Below are 22,056 nucleotides of genomic sequence, written 5' to 3' on the forward strand. Positions count from 1 at the left end.
ATTCCATGATTCCCCTTTCTTGAAAATATGAGATAATAAGAAAAGTTTAAATATAAAGGAGACTATTATTATGACTGATCGCTATAACCATCCCACCTATTTAATTCGCAAGAAAGTTTTCAAAATATTCGGTGATGCCTTCCATATTTATGATGCTCAGGGCGGACTAGCCTTTTACGTCAAACAAAAGGCATTTAAACTGAAGGAAGATATTCGAATATATAGTTCCGAGGACATGACTGAAGAAATTCTAATTATAAAAGCACGATCAAGAATTGACTTCTCTGCTACATACGATGTCTACGATCCCCAAAGAAATGAGACTGTTGGCAGCTTAAGAAGAAAGGGGATGAAGTCGATCCTCAAGGATGAATGGACCATTCTCGACACTCAGGAAGTTGAGGTCGGACTGATTACAGAAGATAATATGTTGCTGGCTATCATCCGTAGATTTCTATCCAATCTCGTACCTCAGTCCTTCCGTGGTACAATGGGGCAATATGACGTGCTTACTTTCAACCAACGATTTAATCCTTTCATTCAGAAAATTGAGCTTGATTTCTCCATGGATCATAACCGTCTCCTCGATCGCAGACTTGGAATCGCGGCTAGCGTCTTGATGAGCGCAATCGAAGGCAAACAACAATAATATACTAAATCGCCTTGATCATGAATTTATGACTGGGCGGTTTTTTGATATATTTCAATTCGCATTTGTATTTAATAATTAAATTTGCTAGAATAACTGACGAACGTTCGTTAATATAGGGGTGATTCGATTGAAACGTACAGAGATTAAAGCGGTCGCCTTGAAATTTTTCACAATTCATGGGTATGAGGGAGCATCTCTGTCGCAAATTGCCGAGCATGTCGGCATGAAGAAACAGTCTCTCTATGCTCATTTCAAAGGGAAAGATGATCTATTTCTGCAAGTTTTACATGATGCCAAAGAGACAGAGATCTCATCGATACTACATTATTTGAGTAAAGTCGTTCCCCTTAATCCCAAAGCAGATTTATTAGGATATCTGCAATTGGTCATTGATTTGTTTCAACAGAACGAACAGTTAAAGTTTTGGCTACGTATGTCTTTTTTTCCACCTCTCCATCTTGCAATAGCGATTAGTGAGGAAGTAATCGACTCGGAACAAAAAATTCAAACCGTACTAGAAAGTAAATTTCAAGAATGGATCGATGCCAAAGCCATCATGGAAGATACAGCCACCGTACCTACTCTTGCCTTCTTAGGTATCGTTGATTCGATCATGCTAGAGCTTGCTTATGGTAATAATGAACAACGTTTAAACGATAAACTAAATGCCTCATGGACCGTGTTTTGGAGAGGTATTTCACAGATATGATTTTACAAAAGAGAGGTATTACTTTATGAAGAAACCATTAAAAGAACAAAAGGCAGTTTTACTCATCCTATTAAGTAACATATTCATTGTTTTTCTAGGAGTCGGACTTATCGTCCCTGTTATGCCATCCTTTATGAATATGATGCATTTATCAGGCCAATCGATGGGGTATCTTATGGCGGCCTTTGCGTTCGCACAATTACTCATGTCTCCCCTTGCAGGACGATGGATTGACCGTTATGGCAGAAAGAAAATGATCATAATTGGCTTATTCCTCTTCAGTATATCGGAGATCATCTTTGGTTTAGGTACACATGTATCGGTTCTTTATTTTTCCAGAATTCTAGGAGGCATTAGCGGTGCTTTTATTATGCCTGCCGTAACTGCCTTTGTTGCAGATATTACCTCTGTAGAGGAAAGACCGAAAGCGATGGGCTATATTTCTGCCGCCATTAGTACCGGTTTTATTATTGGCCCAGGTATCGGGGGCTTTATTGCTGAACTGGGTATTCGTGCCCCCTTCTACTTTGCTGCTGGCTTCGCATTAATAACAGGTATTTCATCCCTATTTATTCTCAAAGAGCCACTGACCAAGCAGCAGCTTTTGGAAATCAGTCAACTTAAAAAAGAGACAAACTTGGCAAGTGATCTCAAACGCTCACTCCAACCACTATACATTATTGCCTTTATTATTGTATTTGTACTGGCCTTTGGTTTATCTGCATATGAAACTGTATTTAGTCTATATTCTGATCATAAATTTGGATTCACTCCACGAGATATTGCTACCATTATTACAATAAGCGCCATCTTCGGGGTTATCGTCCAGGTCTTTGCGTTTGGTAAAATGGTAGATAAACTCGGTGAAAAGAAACTCATCCAAATATGCTTAATTGCTGGCGTAGCATTAGCGGTAGCATCCACCATGGTCTCTAGCTATTTAACCATTCTGCTAATCACCTGCTTCATCTTTCTCGCATTTGACTTGCTACGCCCAGCATTAACGACCTATTTATCAAGAACTGCCGAACAAGAACAAGGATTTATCGCTGGAATGAACTCAACATATACTAGCTTGGGTAATATCGTCGGACCTGCGTTAGCCGGTATATTATTTGATGTAAACATCAACTATCCGTATCTCTTTGCTGCTGTCATTATGTTTATTGGTCTTGTCATTACGATGATGTGGAAAGAAAAACAATCCGCTAGCAGCTTGGCACAATAATATGGGGAATGACCTACTAAGGCTGTCGAGACATTCTCGGCAGCTTTCTTTATGTCTTAATAGTAATTTCTTGTAGTTACCATCAACCACGCTTTTTCATGCTCACGGTCATTGAACAGGGAGATGCTTATGGCACCTAAGAGAAAGTTTACTAAAGAAACAATCATTTCTGTAGCTTTTGAAATAGCAAAGGCAGAGGGTATTGATCAAATCACGATAAGAAAGGTTGCTGACCATATGGGGAGCTCCATAGCCCCTATTTATGTGAATTTTACAGATATCTATGAGCTAAAAAAGGCAGTGATGAACAAAATTCATGAGGTTTCCCAGCAGATGCTAATGACACAATACAACCCAAATCCATTTCTGAATATAGGTATAGCCAGTCTGAAGTTTGCTCGAGAGTATAGCGTTATTTTTAAAGACTTCATCATGAATAACCATACTTATTTGAGTGATGTTCAACCACAAGTGGGTAACATTCTGGAACAAATGAGACTTGATCCTGAAATGCATGACTTTACAGACAAGGAGCTTATGGGAATTCTATTAAAAATGCAAATATTTCAAATGGGTTTATCCGTAATGGACGTCAATGGATTGCTTCCAGATGGATTTGATGAGGAGAAGTTAATTGCGATGATGGAACGCACGGGCAAAGATATCATTGCTGGTGTTCGCTCTCACAAGATCGAAAGGTTGGATTAATATCATATGGGAGTGATATACAAATAAAACACTTATTGAATCACACATCAGGTTTAAATTGTTTTCTCGAAGATAAGCCTAAACAGGGTAAATCTATGCTCGATATGCTGTTTGATGATCCCTCTCATTTCTGGACACCGCAAGAAGTCATTCAATGGTCTAAAGAGCATCTGCACTCACATTTCCCACCAGGTAAAGGATTTCATTATTCAGATACAGGCTATAATCTGTTAGGATTAATCATTGAGAAAATCACATCGAAACCATTGCACGAAGTCCTTCGGCAAGACATTTTTGAACCTCTTAAGATGAACCACTCGTATTTAACTCATCGCTCTGAACCTACGACACCAAGCAAGTACCCTATAGCTCATTTATATGGACGAAATATCAATATGACAGACTTCCAAAGCCTTAGTATTAGTTATGCTGGAGGTGGAATTGTGTCTACAAATGAGGATTTACTCACATTCATGAATGCATTAGTGAATAATGGAATTCTTAAAGAAGACACTCTTGCAAGTATGAAGAAGGATTGGACGAAATTTTTCATTGGTATTGATTATGGTTATGGAATAATGAATTTCAAAACCATCCCCTTATTTATGCCGCAGAAATATAATATGTGGGGAAATGCCGGATCAACAGGAACGTTTCTGTTCTACCATCCGGACATGGATACATATCTAATAGGAAGTTTAAATCACTTTCGTTACAATAGAAAAGGAATACGATTGATTCTTCAAATCATTGATAAGCTCTCAAAATGTGATTAAAGGAGACTCTAGTTCATGAAGGTGATCGTTATTGGAGCAGGTATTGGTGGATTATGTGTTGCTCTTGCCCTACGCAAGATTGGCATACAAGCGACCGTTTTCGAAAAAAGATCAGCACATCAAAATTAACTTCAGTAAACCGTTAGACCTACAGCAACTAGCCGAGGAGTATCATCTGCATCCTTCACATTTGTCGAGACAATTCAAGAAAGAAACAGGAATGACATTAACTGATTACCAGAATAGGATGAGGGTAGATGAAGCCAAGATACTTTTGAAAAAAGATCTCAGCTCGATCGATATGATTGCCGGGTATGTTGGCTATGATGACGCCGGATACTTTACGCGAATATTTAAAAAACTAGAAGGCAAAGAATCGCACAACTGGAATTTGTCTTGTTGTCAGGAAAGTAATCCGCTCTTAATCAGCATTTTCCTTATTTCTTCCTTGGTCATCAGAACATCATTGGAAGAATAGGTCTTGTTCTTAAGCGAAGGATAATTGGAATAATGCTCATTTAACTGAGAATTCTCAATTGTAGGAAGTATGACAATTAATTGCTCGTTGTATTGTACCGCATTGTGACTTTCGTATTCGGAAATGAGAAGTTCATTAAGTTTCTCACCTGGTCTAATGCCATGCTCCTTTATCCCTACATTCTTCTTCCCGGACATCTCGATCAGTACCTCAGCTAGATCAATGATTTTACACGCAGGCATAGCCATGATAAAAACTTCACCTCCTATTCCTTCTATCGCGGCTTTAACCAGAAGCCCGGTGACTTCTTCCAGCGTCATGAAGAATCGGATCATCCTCTTATCCGTAATACCGACTTGATTTTTATCTTGAATTTGCTTCTTAAATAAATGAAGCACACTTCCGCTGGTCCCTAGAATATTTCCGCCTCTTACGCAAATCATTTTCGTCTTTGTATTCAAATTATTCGACAAAATCATCATCTTTTCCCCAATTGCTTTCGTCATACCGTAAAAGTTGCTCGGATCCGCCGCCTTATCCGTCGACATGTTAATAACCTTTTTCACGCCATTATGCAATGCAGCATCAATGACATTTTGCGTACCGCCCACATTGGTCTTCAAAGCCTCGATAGGTTGTTCCTCGCAAATGGGAACGTGCTTAAGCGCGGCAAGATGGAATACGTAATCGATGCCCTCGCAAGCTTTGAATAGCGCTTCCTTGTCGCGGATGTCACCGATACAAAAGGATAATCTAGCATCGTTGAAGGTCTGCTTCATCGCAACTTGTGCTGATTCATTCCTTGTATAAATGATAATTTTTTTGGGATTATACGAAAGTAACTGAGTAACCAGTTCATAGCCAATAGAACCCGTTCCACCGGTAACCAAAATACTAGATTGTGTTAACATATCTCTCCTCATCCCCTATTTTTTATAAATGGTCAATTCCTTTAAGCATCGTTTTCCAGAGTTCATCATTACCTGCCCATTTTTCTCCGTCGGGTAATTGAACGGCACATACTTTATCTAGTGGCCAGTTTAATTCCACAATTCCATCTACAGGAGCATGATTAATGAGAAGAATCCGAAAATCATGCTTTACAAGTCCCGTTAAAACCGTTTGAAGGTCATATACATCCTGAATGCTCCCTTCTGTTCTGACAAAAAGAATCCGTTGACAGCTTTCCATCTTCTCCAGAAAGCGCTGAATGCGTCGGTCAAACTTTTGTTTCACCTCAGGATAGGCAAATAAGTTAGTGTAAGTATTGCTCGCTTTGGTAAAATCATGGTTGGAAAAAATATGATAGGCATTTTCCGACACAAGCAGCATTTCTTCGCCTGCATCTCCGACTACCCTCAAGTTATCCAGTTCCATAAAACCTGTAAATCTATTCATCAACAACCTATTTACTTCCGACAACTGTGGCGATCCCACCCAATCTAACACGCCGGAAAATAACCTTAAGTTGTTTTTTTTAAGCTGAATGGAACCCAGACAAAGATCTCCCAAACTGAAAATACTATCGTACTCCCCTTTTAACTCCGCTAGTCTCATAATCTCTCAGCACCTTTCGTTTACTAAGGTTTCTACTCTATTAAATTCACTCTTCCACCAAAATGCTTGGACTCAAGTAATTGTAACAGCATCCATTTTTATAATTTTGGACTTATTCGCCCATAACTTCGCCCGAACTTATTCCTTATTTCTCAATATACTGTAGTCTATACTAAAAAAATTAATATCATAGGATAGAGGAGAGATGGACAGTGAAAATACTGCTAGCAACATACTGGCCCATTCCGCATATTGGAGGGGTATGGCCTTTTATGGTGCAGCTTAAAGCTAAGCTGGAATCCATGGGGCATGAAGTGGATATTCTCGGAAATGGGGACGACGCCACAAATTCTTTTATTTATATGCAGAATCAAAATCGAATACTTTCAAAGGACAAACTGCTTCCGTTGCTAAAAGCCAAGTTGAATCTAACCACATATCCTGTTCTTCATGCCAACCCCCTAGTCAACTATGCTGAATTCCAAAGGTATATGTATGAATTAGCTGCTGCTTATTTCAATGTAAATGACTATGATGTGATTCACACGCAAGATGTCATATCCACCACTGCCATAGCTCGAATTCGTCATCCAAAAACTGCTCTAGTAGCCACATTACACGGTTGCGTTGCTCATGAGATTAGAAAAATTCAACACCCAACGGATTTTGTGGCCCATGCTTATTATGATGCGGTTGAACATACAGGAGCCACTTCCGCTGAGGTCACTCATGTTGCTAACCAGTGGCTGCATGACATTTTGACTAGTGAATATAAGGTGCCCGCTGAACAAGTGAAAGTGTTTCCTTATGGATTCGATATAGATACATTTATAAACCGGATGCATATAGGAAGCGACTTAGCTCGCCCTACCGACAAAAAAGTCATTATCTTTACGGGGCGATTGGTAGAATTAAAGGGAATTCATTTTCTTTTATCCGCACTTAGTAAATTAAAGAAGAAACGTAAAGACTGGGTTTGCTGGATTGTCGGAGAAGGGGAGAAAAAAGAGGAGCTTTTGAAACAATGTCAAGAACTTGGTCTGAAGAAGTACGTCATGTTTCTGGGCGTAAGGAACGATATTCCAGCACTGTTACACAAGTCTGATATTTTTGTATTACCAAGCCTTATCGAAAATCAATCTATATCTGTAATTGAAGCACAAATTGCAGGAAAAGCGGCGATTGTCAGCAATGCTGGTGGTTTGCCTGAGATGGTTGAGCATAAGGTTACAGGTTTAATTACTCCGGTAGGGGATATTGATGCATTAGCGAAGAGTTTGAGGAAGTTACTAAAAAATGATGCTTATCGGACGGAACTCGGAATAGCCGCCCAGAAGTTTGCCATGAAGCAATGGCCGATGAATGCTATGACTGATCAATTGCTTAATCTTTATGAGTCCGCTATCCAGAAAAGAAGACAGGGGTAATGTATATGAAAAGGTTACCTACTTATGAGATTGATGGAAATTCATATAACTTCCTGTTTCTTTCGCCGCTAAAGAGCCTTGATGTACTTGTTGACAGCAGAGTCTGGCCACTTGCCGTGGGAAGACTCCCGAAAGGTTATACCATTCCTGATCAGGCCTCACTCGATGTTCTGCTGAATATGAACGGCGATTATTACAAATCCTTATTTTCTAACCCCCTGCCTACGTTCGGATCTTTCGTTGATGGCTCTGTTTGGTCGCTAATTAGGGATTCCTTGCCTCATCATTATGTTATCCCTGATCAAGCATCGGTCGAGATCTTGAGAACGATGCCTACGGACTACAATAACACTCAATTCACCGCTCCCTTATCCCAGCATGGCAATATATTCGATGACAAGGAATGGGCACTAATCACTGCTACATTGCTTAATGGTTATCGTTTAGCCGATTCTGTACCCACCGATAACGTGAAGAAAATAAAAAGGAAATCGAAATTATGAAAGCTATTGTGACCGGCGGGGCAGGTTTTATCGGCTCCCATCTTGTAGATAACCTTCTGGCTATCGGATTTGATGTGCATGTAATTGATGACTTGTACTCCGGGCATTTATCCTACGTCCATCCTCAGGCTATTTTTCATAAGGAAGATATTCGTAGCAAAGAGAGTAATGAAATCATTATCAGCGAAAAGCCGGACGTTGTATTCCACCTGGCCGCCCAAGCGGACGTGCAGCGATCCATAAACGACCCACGCTTTGATGCAGACGTCAACATATTGGGAACCGTAAACCTGCTTGAGGCCTGTCGAGCGGCTTCCGTTAAAAGATTGATTTTCTCCTCTACCTCCGCTGTTTATGGGAACTTGCAGAGTGATCTGATCTCCGAGGAAGACCCTGCGGCACCCATATCTTACTACGGTTTGTCCAAATGGACTGCAGAAGCGTATATCCGCATTTTTTCCACGATGCATGGGATTCCTTATACGATTCTTCGCTACGGTAACGTATACGGTCCAAGACAAATGCCAAAGGGAGAAGGAGGCGTCATTGCAGTCTTCATACAAAGAATTAAGGACGGAATGCCCTTGCACATTCATGGGGACGGCGAACAAACCCGTGACTTCGTATTTGTTAAGGACGTCGTTCAGGCCAATATTTCCGCGATAACCTTTGGTCACCGGGAGACCATTCAAATCAGTACCGGCCACAGTATTTCCATCAATAGCTTGGTCCAAATGCTGAAACAGATACACGGTTCCGAAATTGAGACTACTTACTCATCGGCCAGAGACGGTGATATCTGTCATAGTTGTCTTGACTGTAGGAAGGCTTACCGTGAGTTACAGTGGCAACCGCAAGTGGACATGATAAAAGGACTTATGGAAACATATAACTCTATTTAAAATCTCAAAAGGGTATGCAATAATTATATATCAACTGCATATCCCATTTTTAACCTATCATTAGTCAAGCTCTTATTCTTCAAAAAAAACGCAACCTATAACGGCTGCGTAAGTTTATTGTGTATAATGAAGCGCATAGGACGGCTGCTTTGAACGACTACTTCCAAATCTCATCTGCAATTTCCTTGATGAATGCAAGTTTGCTCCACTGCTGCTCTTCTGTCAAAATATTACCTTCTTCTGTCGACGCGAACCCACATTGAGGACTAAGGCAAATTTGATTGATATCCACCACCTGTGCAGCTTCTTTAATGCGCTTGATGATTTCTTGCTTATCCTCTAGTTCGCCATTTTTGGAAGAAAACAGACCTAGTACAACCTGCTTGTCTTTCATAAATCTCAACGGTTTAAAGTCCCCGGCACGATCGGTATCGAATTCAAGGTAATAGCCATCTATGTTCTCAATACCAAGAAGTGTTTCTGCGATGGGCTCATATCCGCCTGAGGATGCCCAAGTTGAATGATAATTACCACGGCAAACATGAGTAGTAATGACCAAATCCGAAGGAAGCCCGGTAATTGCTTCTTGATTGACACGAGCATATCGCTTCGCAATATCAGCAACATCCGCTCCCTCCTGCTGCCTTACTTCCCAATAGTTCTTGTCGCAGAGCATTCCCCAAGTGCAATCATCTAACTGTAGACTACGGCATCCCGCTTCATAGAAAGCTAGAATTGCAGCTTTGTAGGCACTCGCAATATCAGTTATCAGATCATCTGTATTACTATAATAAGCGTCTGTGCTCGCTTTATTCTCTCCGCGTTCAAGCTCTGCAAGAAATTGTGCGGGTGCCGGTATCGCCTGACGGGCAATCACGTCATCACCTGCAACTTGTTTCAAAAATTTGAAATCCTCTACGAATGAATGAGTGGAAAAGCTAATCTTTCCCGATAACCGTGCAGTTTCAGCCCTTGTTTCCACACCTTGAAATTGATATCCTTTTTCAAGAATAACCTTCTCCACGCCATCAAGACCCCACATGAAATCAAGATGCCACCAAGAGCGTCTGAATTCACCATCCGTAACGGCCTGAAGTCCTACAGACTTTTGCTTCTCTACCAACTTGATAATCTCGTTATCCTCTATCTTTCTCAATTCGTCAGCAGAAATCTCCTCGTTCTGAAATTTCAATCTAGCTTCTTTAATCACCTGAGGACGTAGAAAGCTACCAACTGTATCATATCTGAACGGAGTAACCTTTCGTTGTGTTGCGTTTTCTGTAATGTTGCTCATATGGGTAATCTCCTTTAGCTTTTGAATTGAATGTCTAAAAGAAATATACCACGGGATATCAGTTATAACGTAAATCCAATATACTATATCTAGTTATAGCTTTAAACTATATACTTTTTATTATTCGATAATAGCTTGATGAAGTGCTTCAACATAGGCCGATGCAAGTTTTGATAATGCCACATTTTTATGGGAAATCCATCCGACGTTGATCGTTTCATCACAATCCAATGGAACCGGAATAATTTCATTGCCATTTAGATCAGAACTAAGCACTCCAGTAGAAATAGTATATCCATTTAAGCCTATCAATAAATTGAAAAGCGTTGCCCTATCCGTTACACGAATGCTTTTATTGCGCGATAACGTACTAAGAATCTCCTCTGAAAAGTGAAAGGAATTATACTCTCCCTGTTCAAATGATAGATAAGGATAATGCTGAAGCTGTTCTATCGTAACTACGGATTGCTTAGCTAAGGGATTTTTACTACTAATAAAAATATGCGGCTCTGCCGTAAATAAGCTGTTGAATTGCAGATTCCCAGCTTGGAGTAGCCTGTTGATTACTTTGGCATTGAATTCGTTAAGATACAATATCCCAATTTCGCTACGCAAACTTTTAACATCCTCAATAATTTCATGGGTTTTGGTCTCACGTAGTGCTAGTTCGTATTCATCCTGCCCATATTCTTGAACCAAATTCACAAATGCATTCACCGCGAAAGCATAATGATGTGTAGAAACTGAGAAATGCTGTGGTGATGGCTTAGCATCTAAATAGCGTCCCTCAAGTAATTCCGCCTGCTCAATCACCTGCCGTGCATATCCAAGAAATTCTGCACCCTCCATCGAAAGAGTGACTCCTTTATTCGTCCGATCAAAAATAGTAATTTGAAGTTCCTCTTCCAAATCTTTAATCGCATTGGAAAGACTGGGTTGAGATATAAATAAATGCTTTGCGGCTTCATTCATCGAACCTCGATTAGCGACTTCAATAACATATCTCAGCTGTTGTAGAGTCAATAGATCTAGTCCTTTCAGTTTACATTCATGTCAAACGCATCTGCAATCAGCTTATAGGAATGGATTCTTGCCTTCTCATCGTGAATCGGACTATTAAGGAGTATCTCACTAACATTATAATCCTTGCCCATTTGTAGAAGTTGCTCTTTCACCTGAGCCGGTGTACCGATCACTCTACGTTTCCGAATCTCCTTAATATGTTGCAGATCCATCTCCGTGTATGGATAATTCGTTGCTGTCTGAACAGACGGTAAGAATGGGATCTCCAACCCTGTTCTAATACCGAGGAATAACAAATCACTACTCATCGCCAATTGACTTGCTTCTTCTTCCGTCTCAGCACAGATCGCAAGGGTTGCAATCATCGAACGTGGATGATCCTCCAATACATGATTGGACTCGAAATGCTCATTATAATGTTGCGTCGCCATTTCACCACCAGGCGTGCCAAAGAACTCCGCGAAAGCATAAGAGGTACCTAGTGTGGCGGCAATTCTCGCACTCTCCCCACTTGAACCTAGAAGCCAAATTTCAGGAGCTGTGGAAATGATTGGAGCAGTTATTAGCTTCTCAAACGGATGTCCAGCAGGAATGGAATTATTTAGATACCCTATAATATCCAATACCTGTTGGGGATATTTATTCACATCAACGTACTTATCCTGTTGTAGAGCTCTCGTCGCAAGCGGCATACCACCAGGTGCTCGCCCTAGACCAAGATCAATACGACCGGGATGAAGTGCTTCCAGCAACCGGAAGTTCTCAGCCACCTTATAAGCACTATAATGCGGGAGCATAATACCGCCAGAACCGACACGAATTCGGTTGGTCGCTGCTGCTAGATGAGCAACGAGTACTTCTGGACTAGAGAAAGCAAGTGCTGGCATGGCGTGATGCTCGGACACCCAGTATCGAGTGTATCCTAGATCCTCCGTTGCTTTAGCAAGTCGTGTTGATTGATGAAGGCCCTCTGTGGCCGTTTGTCCTTCATTAACATATACCTGGTCAAGTACGCCTAACTTAATCATATTTATGCACTGCTCCTCTTCTCTATGGTGTAAAACTTGAAGTAATAATAAAAAAAACCCTTCTTCAAAAGGGCTTATCGATATGAATAAGTAAGTCTTGTCTTACTAAAAGGATATCATGTCCTGTTCTATTCAATAAGCTAATTCGAACTAAATTATAACATTTAATTCTGATGAAAACCAATTCATACTCTCAATCGAATTCAACAGGTTGTTGCTTATTTTCTATTCATATACTTATCAATTTTCCGCTTCTCCCAATCATCACCGAAAAAGAAGCCGTTTCCTAAGACAGAGAAGCCATGCGCTACAATTCCTATTCCCCACCCAAGCAATGGATAGATAAACCAGATACTGTCTCGGGAGAATAATAAATTTATCACAATTAACCCTGAATTCACTAAAATATATACAAATAAGTGAATATAAAATTCCTTTAATGCTCTAACCCTTTTTAATGCTAGCTCAAATTTTTCATGATTGTCCAATAAAACAACTCCCATCTTTATTTTATTAATTTACTGTATAACCTGTTATTACTTCTATTCATATCTCCTCCTATGTATTATAATAATATATATTATTATAATACATAGGAGGTCTCCAACATGCAAATCATTTTCGGTACGGGTGCATTAGGTTTAGCTGTCATGAGGCAATTATTGCGTAATGGAGAACAGGTAAGAATGGTTAATCGGAAATCGAAACTAAAATTGCCTACAGGTGTTGAACTCGTGCACGGTGATGCAAAGGAAGAAAGCTTTTGCAAAGATGTTTGCCAGGGGGCCAAGGTCATATATAATTGTACAGGACTCCCTTACAGTCAATGGGTCACCGATCTGCCAAGAATTCAACATGGAATCATTCAAGGTGCTTCCTCCTCTGGAGCGAAATTGATTTATGCTGATAATCTTTATGCCTATGGACCGCAGTATGGCGATCTGCATGAAGATCTTCAAGAGAAACCAATTGGATCAAAAACAAGTATTCGTGCTACTCTCAGCCAGATGGTATTACAAGCACATAAGGAAGGACGAATTCAAGCCACAATTGGTCGTGGATCAGACTTCTATGGTCCTGAGGTACAATTATCTACATTAGGTGAACGTGTATTTAGAGCAGCACTAGCAGGAAAGCCTGCTGAAGTTATTGGAGATATTGACCAACTTCATACCCATATTTTTATCGATGATTTCGCGCGAGCATTAGTAACACTATCCGAAAATGAAGAATCGCTCGGTCAAGTTTGGCATGTACCTTCTGCCGACACGGTTAGCACGCGTCAGTTGATAGACTTAATTTATCAGGAAGCTGGTCATAAACCGAAGGTTCGTATCGCGAAGGGATTCATATTGATTGTTATGGGATGGTTCGTGCCAATGATGAGGGAATTCAAGGAAATCATGTATATGTTCAATCAGCCTTTCAAAGTGGATCACGGGAAATTTGATCGGGCCTTCGGTACACAGGTGACATCTCATACAGAAGCGATCCAGTGCACATTAGCATGGTATCGAAGTTTAGAAGAAAAGACGATTAATTAGGAGGCAGAAGCAAGTTGACGCGTCGAGAAGGAAAAGTGAACAGCAGCATGTACGCAATACTGGGTGTTTTGACATTGGGTCCTCATACGGGATATGACATTAAGAAACAAATGGAGCTTAGCACTAGCTACTTTTGGAATGAGAACTTCGGACAGATCTATCCTCAGTTAAGTAAGCTTCTAGAGAACAATGATGTTACGATGGATGTGGAATCACAAGAGGGAAGACCAGACCGTAAAGTATATACAATAACACAACAAGGCAAGCGGACATTGGCTGCTTGGTTAAGCATGCCGATGGAACACTCTTTTATCGAGAAAAAGAACGAACTCTTGCTACGGTTGTTCTTCGGTCATAATGTTCCACTTGAAGTCAACATCCGACATATTGATGAGTATAAGAACAAGATGCAGGAGATGCTGCAAGTATTCGAAACCGTAGAGGTATCACTCCGCAGTTGTCACCCGTTAGATGAAAATTTAAAGTATTGGCTAATGACGACTAACTACGGAAAGATACAAGTTAGGGCGCTGATTCAGTGGTGCGAGGAAAGTATTGAAGAATTAAATAGTTAACTATATATTAGGCGAATGATCCATAACGTCTTGATGTCGTTTCTGCCGAGACATAAGAAATGGAGTATCAAGAATCAATTTCATAATTACGCAACCAGATTTGGCTGCATCGGCGATTATGAAATTGATTCAAGTGTATTCTGGTTACTTCAATTTATTCACTTTCACAAACTGAAACTACGGTTACTGACCGCCCCTTTTCCGATAGTTCCTCGGAGAAAATCCAGTGATACGTTTGAATACGCGAGAGAAGTAGAATATATCTTTATAACCAAGCGCTTCTCCTACTTCCTTGACAGTTAACTCTGTGTTAAGCAGAATATTCTTTGCTTCCGCAGCCTTGAGTTGATGGAGAAATTCATTTAACGGATATCCAGTATACTCATGAATGATCCTGCGAAGTGTCGACACGGAAATATGATGCCTAGCCGCCATGTCCGTAGGCTCTTGTGAGAGGTGCAGTGAACGAGAGATATCATCAATAACCTTCAGAACGAAACTTCCCCGATTACCATCTTCACTCTGATCCGCTTGAGCAACAAGTTCATACAAGAACGATTCGAGCATCATTGAGGCGCGATCTAGATTACTCGGAACACCACTGTCAATAAGCATGAACATCAATTCCATCTTATGAACAAATGGTTCGTCAATGTTCGCTCTCTTAATGAGTGCCGGATCAGGAAGCCAATTCTCCAACCACTCAGCTATTCTCTCTCCCTCCACGGTAAAATAATATTCATCCCAATACCCGTCCTTATGCGGACCATAATTAAAAACAGCACCAGGATATAGACAGAACCAACTTCCTGCTTCAACGATCTGCAGCTCGCCTCCGTTAACCTGGTAGTAGCCGCCTCCACCCGTAATCATAACGAATGCCCAAAATTTGAAATCAGCATCTTTTCGCTGAAGTGTTCTTGCGGGTAAATGTCCCGCATTTACTACAGTAAGCGACTTTATTTTCTTTTTACTCGGATCTACCACTGGGTCATACAGACGAATTGGATGAGGACTGATCATATAGTCCATATACTTTTTCAATCTACCCATTCTCCCCTTTAAAAAGCTATATTTAATTAACCTCACTTGACAAGTAGAAACGGCTTCGCCGTCCTTTTTCAAGGACGGCACCCATTTCAGCGGAAATATAAGGATTAGAGTATCAAAAATCAATTTCATAATTATGCAACTCGATTTAGCTGCACCGGCGATTATGAAATTGATTCAAGTGAAACTTATGCTTTCTTATATTTTCAAATAAGACGTATCTCGTTACAATTATTGATCTTATTGATATTACTTCTTAAACGCTAATCTAAATTCATTCATCGCTTTTCTATGCCGTTCAATATAATTCCACACCCAAAAGACCAGTATTAGGGAAGCAACCAAATACAAAACGGGCACGATGACAGTAACATTGTTTAATAGAAAAGCAAAAACTAGAAGTAAACCATTGAACAGATGGTTTATCGCTGTATGAGCATTGCTCGGGATCAAATCCACAGCATTTTTATTATAATTCTGATGTGCGTAACGGATTGCCTGTACGGCAAATGGAATGGATAAGAAAGAAAAGTACAGCGTATAGGGCCCATAGCCCACAACCGGAAGCACCGCGATGATTCCATAACCTAGGACGAAACTACCGATGAGTACATTTTTAGATTTCTTCTTACCAAGGCGAACGACCAGCGTCTTTTTACTAGAGTTCCTATCCGATTCTTCATCTGGGAACTGATTAATAATCAATACATTATTGATAAACAAGGCGACTGGTAGTGAGATCAGAAATGCTTGCAACGAATAGTGTCCAGTCTGCACATAATAAGCTCCCATCGTCATCAAAACGCCATAGGTCGTAGCGACGAGAAATTCAGCCACACCTGTTGCCATATTAATGAAGGAGAGTTTTCCTTTTCCACCCGTATAAAAGATACCCGCAATCAATCCATAGATAATTAGTGGGATCAGACCAAGTCCACTAGCAAAAACTAAATATATCCCAATTAAGACAGCACTGGTACTTAACGCTATCCCGAAGAACCCCATATCTGCTCTGGAGATTAATCCAAGCTGAATCATCCGTGATCCACCGGTAAATGGGCGAATACCCGTACGATTCTCGCTGTCACGTTCAGCATCCTTCCAGTCATTGATCATATTCGTCCCAGCTTGAATCATGATAGCCCCGAATAGGGTTAGTATAAAGGTAAGCATATTTATATGATCCGTCTGCGACAAAGCCAATGCTGCGCCCAAAAGGATCGGAACTAATGACGCTGTAAGAGACAACGGACGAACTGCTTCTTTCCATGCCCGTGCCTTAGCTTTAACATCATCCCACACATTAACATTCTCGCGATTGTGTTCGAATTCGAACACCGTTGGAGGTTCCCCTTGAAGAATTTCTGGTACATATCGATACTTAACGGTAAATGGCTTAACACGAATAAACTCCAACCGATCTAGAGCACCAATATTATGAAATTGACCTACAATAGGTGAACGGTTCAATAGCAGTTCAATCGCTTTATTCCGATCCTTCTCATCTTTCAGTACCTCTGCTCTTCCGATGACTTCACATTCTTCCATCTCCATAAAGGTAGGGCCCTGATGAATCAATATAGCTGTCTCAGGTATGTTGATCCATTGGATCACCTTCGGATCACCCTTCGTACTCGTTAAATAGAAATTAAATTGTTCATCCACTGCAAAATGCATCATTCTTTGCCGAGGCAACCCCATATTAGAGGTTCCTACTGCTGCGACCTCAGCCCGTCCTAAATACTCGAACACCTCTTGCTTGCTGCGCTGTGCCATACAATATATCTCCTCCGTACTTTTCTATTATAATTAAATACCGCACATGATTTTTAGGTAACTATTCTATTTTACTATAACAAAGGTAATAGACATACCCATAGTCGTCAATTATATCTCAAGAACCTCCCTAAAGCGCATCATTAGTCGTATTATGGGGATAATCAATATACCGACAGTTGCAACATTAACGACATCACTGCCGTCTTTACTATTAGAGTGACAAAACACACAACTAAGGAGAATGAACAAAAATGAGAAAAAAGAATGTTGTCATGATCATGGTGATCGTACTTGCGATTATGTTAACCGCATGTGGTGGATCGAACAATAAAGAAGTTGTATATGAACCGACACAAACAACGAAAGAAATGACCGATAGCGTATTAGCACAAATCGAGCAACCATCTTTAATGGAATTACCGGCCGAAATGGTCAGCGAACTCTATCATTTAGATCCTACTTTGCTTGATCAATATACCATTATGACACCGATGATGAATGTGAAGACGAATGAAATTGCAGTTCTGAAAGTGAAAGATGCGAAAGACATCACCACAGTAGAAACAGCCGTCAAACAACGTGCAACAGATATTCAGAAACAGTTCGAGCAATATCTGCCAGATCAATACGAGCATGCCAAGAACTATAAACTCGTCACAAAAGGTAACTATGTCATCTTCATCATCTCAGAGAATGCCGCCGATATTGAGAAAGCATTCGAACCTTTCTTCGTTAAACCTTAATTAGTATGGTATTCAGCAGCCTATTATTCTTATTCTTGTTCTTGCCTGCTGTATTAGCTATATATTATTGCTCGCCGCGGCGTACTAAGAATCTAATCTTATTCGCTGCCAGCCTCGTATTCTATGCGTGGGGCGAGCCTGTATATATCGTCATCATGCTACTCTCCACCTTCACTGATTACTGCTTTGGTCTGCTTCTTGACAGTCCAAAGTTCAGTGATCACAAGCGGAAGTGGATTGTGGTATTTTCTATTATCGTTAATTTAAGCTTACTATCATACTTCAAATACACTGACTTTCTGATCGACAATATCAATACGCTACTCGGTACTGATATTCCTTTAACTGAACTACCTTTGCCGATCGGTATCTCCTTTTATACTTTCCAATCCATGTCCTATATCATTGATGTGTATAGAAGAACGACCCCAGCCCAACGTCATTGGCTCGATTTCGGGACATACGTCGCATTATTTCCACAATTAGTAGCTGGTCCTATCGTGCAATATTCTACCATTTCTGAGCAATTACGTAACCGAACTGTGAACAGGGAAATGTTCGCAGAAGGGGTTCGTCGTTTCACGATTGGATTAGCGAAGAAAGTATTGCTTGCGAACAATATCGGACTGCTCTGGAACACTATTTCTAGCTCCAACCCAGATACACTATCCGTTCTAACAGCTTGGCTTGGCATGATTGCCTTTGCATTCCAAATTTATTTCGATTTCAGTGGATATTCGGACATGGCTATTGGTCTTGGACTCATGTTCGGCTTCCGATTTAATGAGAATTTCAATAGGCCATACATAGCACAAAGTATCACCGACTTCTGGAGACGGTGGCATATTTCATTAAGTTCCTGGTTCCGTGACTATGTCTACATTCCATTAGGTGGTAATCGTCGTGGGTTAGGGATACAACTACGGAACATTCTGATCGTATGGTTACTAACAGGGATATGGCATGGCGCAAGCTGGAACTTCCTCTTATGGGGTTTATACTTCGGTATTATTCTTATATTCGAGAAATGGTTGGGGCTACAATTACTTCAGCGGATGCCACGGTGGTTGCGGCATAGTTACGCATTGCTACTAATCTTGATCGGTTGGGTGCTGTTCGCATTCGACGAGCTTCCTATGATGGGAAGTTACTTTAACGCACTTGCAGGGTTGAATGGGCAAGCATTGTGGAATTCTGATTCGTTATATCTCCTATACACGAACGCCATTTTGCTCGTTGTACTGGTGATTGCCTCTATTTCAGATCGGACGAACCCACGCTTGGAATCTAGACCCTATCTACAACTAACATGGCATGCTGTATTATTTCTACTCTCTATTGCATATTTAGTCGATGCAACCTTCAATCCATTCCTATACTTCCGATTCTAATAGAGGTAGTTCAAAAATTCTTACTAAAGAAGGAGCATGAACAAGATGAATAAACGTGTAGATCAATTGTATATCGTTGGATTTGTCACTATTCTGTTTGCCATGCTCTTCTTATTCCTTCTTCTTCCTAAATCTTATTTCTCTGACACGGAGAACCGTAACCTGCAAAAGATTCCTCAATTCACATGGGACAATCTTTGGTCGAAAACATTCTCAGAACAGACAGAAAGCTATATTACAGATCATTTCCCCTATCGGGACAAATGGGTTGCCGTGAAATCGACCATGGAACAACTACGACTTCAGCAGGAGAACAATGGGATCTACAAAGGCCATAACGGCTATTTATTCGAGAAATTCAATCAGCCTTATTATGAAACCGTACAGAAATATACAGATGCTGTTAACAAGTTTGTTATTAAGCACCCTGATACTCATATAACGTTCATGCTTGCACCAACCTCGATTGGCTTATACCCAGAACGACTGCCTTGGCTTGCTTCCGCTTATCCCCAATCAAAGGTGAACGAATTCATTCGTGAGCAGTTGGGAGACAACTTGTCTTTCATTGATGGGTTTGATTATCTACGTCCTGCCGCTAGCGACACCACACCAATATACTATCGAACGGATCATCATTGGACGACCTATGGTGCTTATTTAGCTTATCAAGCGTATGCTGAGAAAATGGGATGGAAAGTAAAAATGGAATCGGAGTTTACGATTGAAACCGTCACCGATTCATTCTTAGGAAGCTATCAAACGCGGAGTCAATTCAACAGATTGAATGCGGATTCCATTGAAGTCTATTTACCGAAATCGCCAGTCATTTCGGAACTGTATATTGCGGACACGAATGAAACAGTCTCTGGTCTATACGACTCTAGTTATTTGGATACAAAAGATAAATACTCGTATTTCCTCGGTGGAGTTCATGCGCTGATGACCATCACTAGCGATATTAAACCCGTAGACATTGAGCAGCAGAAGCTGCTCGTTCTCAAGGATTCCTACGCACATAGTGTGCTTCCATTTCTAGCCCTTCATGTACCGGAAATTCACGTCATCGACCTGCGTTATTACAACGGAAATATTAGTGATTATATGACCGAGAATGAGATTGATGAAGTATTGATGTTGTTCAATACTTCAACTTTTGTTGATAATAGAGAAATATTGAAACTCGGATATTAAATTAGATATGTTTACTTTCTTTTTGTAAACCATTCACTCTTGGGCTTACGAGTTGGGTTCTCCTTCGATTTAGCCGGCTTAGAGGGTTGGGTGGGTTTTGCAGGTTTCCTAGCTGTAGGTTTCGATGAACCTTCCACCTTCGTAGATTGACTTGATTTAGGCATCGGATAGGCATGATCCTTCACCTCTGGGATGCTCTTCCCGATTAATTTCTCTATATCGCTGAGGAACGGAAGTTCATCCACTTCGCAAAAGGAAATCGCACTCCCGCTCAACCCAGCTCTACCGGTACGACCAATTCGATGCACATAGGTTTCTGGAATATTAGGAAGGTTGAAATTAATAACATGAGAAAGTTCATCGATATCAATTCCTCTAGCTGCGATGTCTGTCGCTACGAGCACTCGCGTTACACCGCTTTTGAAATTACTTAATGCCTTCTGTCTGTCTATTTGAGACTTATTTCCGTGAATAGCCTGAGCAGAAACATTCTCTTTAGTCAGATCGCGCACAACCCGATCAGCACCACGCTTCGTGCGGGTAAACACCAATGCCGAAACAATCGATTTATCTAGTAATAAGTGATTCAATTGTTTCTGCTTATTTCCCGTTGCTAGCATATAAACAGATTGTTTAATTCTGTCAGCTGTCGATGACACCGGAGCAATCTCTACCTTTACTGGATCAACTAATAACAATTTAACCATTTTGGATATTTCAGGTGGCATCGTTGCCGAGAAGAAGAGTGTCTGTTTTTTGTTCGGCATCTTGGCCATAATCCTCTTTACATCATGAATAAAGCCCATATCTAACATTCGATCAGCTTCATCAAGTACAGCGATTTGAACATATTGTAGATCAATACGTTTTTGAGTGATAAGATCAATCAGTCTACCTGGCGTAGCAATAATAATATCCGCACCATGATTTAGCGCCCGTTCCTGCACTTTTTGCGACACGCCACCCACGATCGCAGTACAATTCACGTTGGTATATTGACTATACGATTTAATATTGTCAGAAATCTGCAGGGCAAGTTCCCTTGTCGGTGTTAGAATCAATGAACGAACACGGCGCACAGCGTTAGGTTTACTTTGCTGTTCATTCAATCGTTGGATAATCGGTATAGCAAACGCGGCAGTCTTCCCTGTTCCAGTCTGAGCGCAACCAAGTAGATCTTTACCAGCTAACACAGCTGGAATCGACTGTTCCTGTATAGGGGTCGGAGTAGTATAATTCTCTTTACTTAAAGCCTTTAGAATCTCGGGTATAATATTCAATTCATTAAATGTCATGTTGTCTCCTTAATTATAAATACATTTCTTTTTAACATCGTTACTTTATGTCATAACATATAAGTATAACACAAATAAGCGCACAAATAGAACCGAGAATTTACCCGCTTCTATTTTGATGGTAGCTTACTGTAGATGATTCATTATCGTTGCTCTCCAATTAATCATCCAATTCCACGGTTAGGATTTGTCCATCGGTA

General features: G+C 40.6%; 24 protein-coding genes. 15 read left to right on the plus strand and 9 right to left on the minus strand.

What is annotated here, in order from left to right; translation table 11 throughout:
• The first annotated feature begins 70 nt into the window (after window positions 1-70).
• The 7 genes from AC1TO9_RS07935 (at window position 71) to AC1TO9_RS07965 (ending at window position 4,551) form a co-directional block, all read left to right on the plus strand.
• Window positions 71-649, plus strand: coding sequence for an LURP-one-related family protein (locus AC1TO9_RS07935; protein ID WP_482054296.1), 579 nt, complete (start codon window positions 71-73; stop codon window positions 647-649).
• A gap of 121 nt (window positions 650-770) precedes the next feature.
• The gene (locus AC1TO9_RS07940) at window positions 771-1,361 is read left to right on the plus strand and encodes a TetR/AcrR family transcriptional regulator (RefSeq protein WP_482054297.1); all 591 of its coding nucleotides are present in this window, start codon (window positions 771-773) and stop codon (window positions 1,359-1,361) included.
• A 25-nt stretch (window positions 1,362-1,386) separates the two neighbouring features.
• Window positions 1,387-2,589, plus strand: a complete 1,203-nt coding sequence (locus AC1TO9_RS07945) for an MFS transporter (protein ID WP_482054298.1) — start codon at window positions 1,387-1,389, stop codon at window positions 2,587-2,589.
• Between the two features lie 129 nt (window positions 2,590-2,718).
• Complete coding sequence (locus AC1TO9_RS07950) at window positions 2,719-3,297, plus strand: TetR/AcrR family transcriptional regulator (RefSeq protein WP_482058807.1); 579 nt, start codon at window positions 2,719-2,721, stop codon at window positions 3,295-3,297.
• A 23-nt stretch (window positions 3,298-3,320) separates the two neighbouring features.
• On the plus strand, window positions 3,321-4,073 hold the full coding sequence (locus tag AC1TO9_RS07955; RefSeq protein ID WP_482058839.1) for a serine hydrolase domain-containing protein: 753 nt from the start codon (window positions 3,321-3,323) through the stop codon (window positions 4,071-4,073).
• Window positions 4,074-4,088: 15 nt separating this feature from the next.
• Complete coding sequence (locus tag AC1TO9_RS07960; protein ID WP_482054304.1) at window positions 4,089-4,202, plus strand: FAD-dependent oxidoreductase; 114 nt, start codon at window positions 4,089-4,091, stop codon at window positions 4,200-4,202.
• A complete protein-coding gene (locus AC1TO9_RS07965; protein ID WP_482058808.1) occupies window positions 4,153-4,551 on the plus strand; it encodes a helix-turn-helix transcriptional regulator in 399 nt (132 codons plus the stop codon). The genes AC1TO9_RS07960 and AC1TO9_RS07965 overlap by 50 nt, the downstream gene beginning before the upstream one ends.
• Here the strand turns inward: AC1TO9_RS07965 and AC1TO9_RS07970 are convergent.
• Together AC1TO9_RS07970 and AC1TO9_RS07975 are read right to left on the minus strand one after the other, a co-directional pair.
• Window positions 4,476-5,462: an SDR family NAD(P)-dependent oxidoreductase gene (locus AC1TO9_RS07970; RefSeq protein WP_482058809.1), complete on the minus strand. Its 987-nt coding sequence runs from the start codon at window positions 5,460-5,462 to the stop codon at window positions 4,476-4,478. The two genes, AC1TO9_RS07965 and AC1TO9_RS07970, sit on opposite strands and share 76 nt — an antisense overlap.
• 22 nt (window positions 5,463-5,484) lie before the next feature.
• Window positions 5,485-6,108, minus strand: coding sequence for a DUF1796 family putative cysteine peptidase (locus tag AC1TO9_RS07975; protein WP_482054307.1), 624 nt, complete (start codon window positions 6,106-6,108; stop codon window positions 5,485-5,487).
• A gap of 212 nt (window positions 6,109-6,320) precedes the next feature.
• On the opposite strand from AC1TO9_RS07975, the gene AC1TO9_RS07980 reads away from it, so the two are divergent.
• The 3 genes from AC1TO9_RS07980 to AC1TO9_RS07990 are packed head-to-tail and all read left to right on the plus strand — an operon-like array spanning window position 6,321 to window position 8,940.
• Complete coding sequence (locus AC1TO9_RS07980; protein ID WP_482054308.1) at window positions 6,321-7,535, plus strand: glycosyltransferase family 4 protein; 1,215 nt, start codon at window positions 6,321-6,323, stop codon at window positions 7,533-7,535.
• 5 nt (window positions 7,536-7,540) lie between these two features.
• Entirely contained in the window at window positions 7,541-8,038 is a 498-nt protein-coding gene (locus AC1TO9_RS07985; RefSeq protein WP_482054309.1) for a hypothetical protein, read from the plus strand.
• Window positions 8,035-8,940: an NAD-dependent epimerase/dehydratase family protein gene (locus AC1TO9_RS07990; RefSeq protein WP_482054310.1), complete on the plus strand. Its 906-nt coding sequence runs from the start codon at window positions 8,035-8,037 to the stop codon at window positions 8,938-8,940. Before AC1TO9_RS07985 ends, AC1TO9_RS07990 begins: the two co-directional genes overlap by 4 nt.
• A gap of 157 nt (window positions 8,941-9,097) precedes the next feature.
• Here the strand turns inward: AC1TO9_RS07990 and AC1TO9_RS07995 are convergent, their stop codons facing one another.
• From AC1TO9_RS07995 to AC1TO9_RS08010, 4 genes are all read right to left on the minus strand, one after another.
• Window positions 9,098-10,234, minus strand: a complete 1,137-nt coding sequence (locus tag AC1TO9_RS07995; protein WP_482054311.1) for a 5-methyltetrahydropteroyltriglutamate--homocysteine S-methyltransferase — start codon at window positions 10,232-10,234, stop codon at window positions 9,098-9,100.
• A gap of 120 nt (window positions 10,235-10,354) precedes the next feature.
• Window positions 10,355-11,257, minus strand: coding sequence for a LysR family transcriptional regulator (locus AC1TO9_RS08000; protein ID WP_482054312.1), 903 nt, complete (start codon window positions 11,255-11,257; stop codon window positions 10,355-10,357).
• A 14-nt stretch (window positions 11,258-11,271) separates the two neighbouring features.
• Entirely contained in the window at window positions 11,272-12,285 is a 1,014-nt protein-coding gene (locus AC1TO9_RS08005; protein ID WP_482054313.1) for an LLM class flavin-dependent oxidoreductase, read from the minus strand.
• Window positions 12,286-12,503: 218 nt separating this feature from the next.
• Entirely contained in the window at window positions 12,504-12,773 is a 270-nt protein-coding gene (locus AC1TO9_RS08010; RefSeq protein WP_482058810.1) for a 2TM domain-containing protein, read from the minus strand.
• Between the two features lie 120 nt (window positions 12,774-12,893).
• Between AC1TO9_RS08010 and AC1TO9_RS08015 the strand changes: the two genes are divergently transcribed.
• Window positions 12,894-13,829, plus strand: a complete 936-nt coding sequence (locus AC1TO9_RS08015; protein WP_482058811.1) for an NAD-dependent epimerase/dehydratase family protein — start codon at window positions 12,894-12,896, stop codon at window positions 13,827-13,829.
• 14 nt (window positions 13,830-13,843) lie between these two features.
• A complete protein-coding gene (locus tag AC1TO9_RS08020; protein ID WP_482058812.1) occupies window positions 13,844-14,404 on the plus strand; it encodes a PadR family transcriptional regulator in 561 nt (186 codons plus the stop codon).
• A gap of 183 nt (window positions 14,405-14,587) precedes the next feature.
• Here AC1TO9_RS08020 and AC1TO9_RS08025 read toward each other — a convergent pair whose 3' ends face one another.
• Both AC1TO9_RS08025 and AC1TO9_RS08030 read right to left on the minus strand, forming a co-directional pair.
• The gene (locus AC1TO9_RS08025; protein ID WP_482058813.1) at window positions 14,588-15,448 is read right to left on the minus strand and encodes a helix-turn-helix domain-containing protein; all 861 of its coding nucleotides are present in this window, start codon (window positions 15,446-15,448) and stop codon (window positions 14,588-14,590) included.
• 255 nt (window positions 15,449-15,703) lie between these two features.
• Complete coding sequence (locus tag AC1TO9_RS08030) at window positions 15,704-17,230, minus strand: UbiA family prenyltransferase (protein WP_482054318.1); 1,527 nt, start codon at window positions 17,228-17,230, stop codon at window positions 15,704-15,706.
• Window positions 17,231-17,484: 254 nt separating this feature from the next.
• Here AC1TO9_RS08030 and AC1TO9_RS08035 point away from each other — a divergent pair, with 254 nt between their 5' ends.
• The 3 genes from AC1TO9_RS08035 to AC1TO9_RS08045 are packed head-to-tail and all read left to right on the plus strand — an operon-like array spanning window position 17,485 to window position 20,561.
• A complete protein-coding gene (locus tag AC1TO9_RS08035) occupies window positions 17,485-17,976 on the plus strand; it encodes a DUF4358 domain-containing protein (RefSeq protein WP_482054319.1) in 492 nt (163 codons plus the stop codon).
• 5 nt (window positions 17,977-17,981) lie between these two features.
• Window positions 17,982-19,367, plus strand: a complete 1,386-nt coding sequence (locus tag AC1TO9_RS08040; protein ID WP_482054320.1) for an MBOAT family O-acyltransferase — start codon at window positions 17,982-17,984, stop codon at window positions 19,365-19,367.
• Between the two features lie 45 nt (window positions 19,368-19,412).
• Window positions 19,413-20,561, plus strand: a complete 1,149-nt coding sequence (locus tag AC1TO9_RS08045; protein ID WP_482054321.1) for a DHHW family protein — start codon at window positions 19,413-19,415, stop codon at window positions 20,559-20,561.
• Between the two features lie 11 nt (window positions 20,562-20,572).
• Here AC1TO9_RS08045 and AC1TO9_RS08050 read toward each other — a convergent pair whose 3' ends face one another.
• On the minus strand, window positions 20,573-21,856 hold the full coding sequence (locus AC1TO9_RS08050; protein WP_482054322.1) for a DEAD/DEAH box helicase: 1,284 nt from the start codon (window positions 21,854-21,856) through the stop codon (window positions 20,573-20,575).
• Window positions 21,857-22,056 lie beyond the last annotated feature (200 nt).

The organism is Paenibacillus sp. Y916 (assembly GCF_056786435.1).

Coding starts and splice junctions, on each gene's coding strand:
- AC1TO9_RS08040 (WP_482054320.1), top strand. CDS start 17,982: ATGGTATTCAGCAGCCTATTATTCTTATTCTTGTTCTTGCCTGCTGTA.
- AC1TO9_RS07945 (WP_482054298.1), top strand. CDS start 1,387: ATGAAGAAACCATTAAAAGAACAAAAGGCAGTTTTACTCATCCTATTA.
- AC1TO9_RS08005 (WP_482054313.1), bottom strand. CDS start 12,285: ATGATTAAGTTAGGCGTACTTGACCAGGTATATGTTAATGAAGGACAA.
- AC1TO9_RS07970 (WP_482058809.1), bottom strand. CDS start 5,462: ATGTTAACACAATCTAGTATTTTGGTTACCGGTGGAACGGGTTCTATT.
- AC1TO9_RS07985 (WP_482054309.1), top strand. CDS start 7,541: ATGAAAAGGTTACCTACTTATGAGATTGATGGAAATTCATATAACTTC.
- AC1TO9_RS08015 (WP_482058811.1), top strand. CDS start 12,894: ATGCAAATCATTTTCGGTACGGGTGCATTAGGTTTAGCTGTCATGAGG.
- AC1TO9_RS07960 (WP_482054304.1), top strand. CDS start 4,089: ATGAAGGTGATCGTTATTGGAGCAGGTATTGGTGGATTATGTGTTGCT.
- AC1TO9_RS08045 (WP_482054321.1), top strand. CDS start 19,413: ATGAATAAACGTGTAGATCAATTGTATATCGTTGGATTTGTCACTATT.
- AC1TO9_RS08050 (WP_482054322.1), bottom strand. CDS start 21,856: ATGACATTTAATGAATTGAATATTATACCCGAGATTCTAAAGGCTTTA.
- AC1TO9_RS08030 (WP_482054318.1), bottom strand. CDS start 17,230: ATGGCACAGCGCAGCAAGCAAGAGGTGTTCGAGTATTTAGGACGGGCT.
- AC1TO9_RS07995 (WP_482054311.1), bottom strand. CDS start 10,234: ATGAGCAACATTACAGAAAACGCAACACAACGAAAGGTTACTCCGTTC.
- AC1TO9_RS07990 (WP_482054310.1), top strand. CDS start 8,035: ATGAAAGCTATTGTGACCGGCGGGGCAGGTTTTATCGGCTCCCATCTT.
- AC1TO9_RS07950 (WP_482058807.1), top strand. CDS start 2,719: ATGGCACCTAAGAGAAAGTTTACTAAAGAAACAATCATTTCTGTAGCT.
- AC1TO9_RS07975 (WP_482054307.1), bottom strand. CDS start 6,108: ATGAGACTAGCGGAGTTAAAAGGGGAGTACGATAGTATTTTCAGTTTG.
- AC1TO9_RS08035 (WP_482054319.1), top strand. CDS start 17,485: ATGAGAAAAAAGAATGTTGTCATGATCATGGTGATCGTACTTGCGATT.
- AC1TO9_RS07935 (WP_482054296.1), top strand. CDS start 71: ATGACTGATCGCTATAACCATCCCACCTATTTAATTCGCAAGAAAGTT.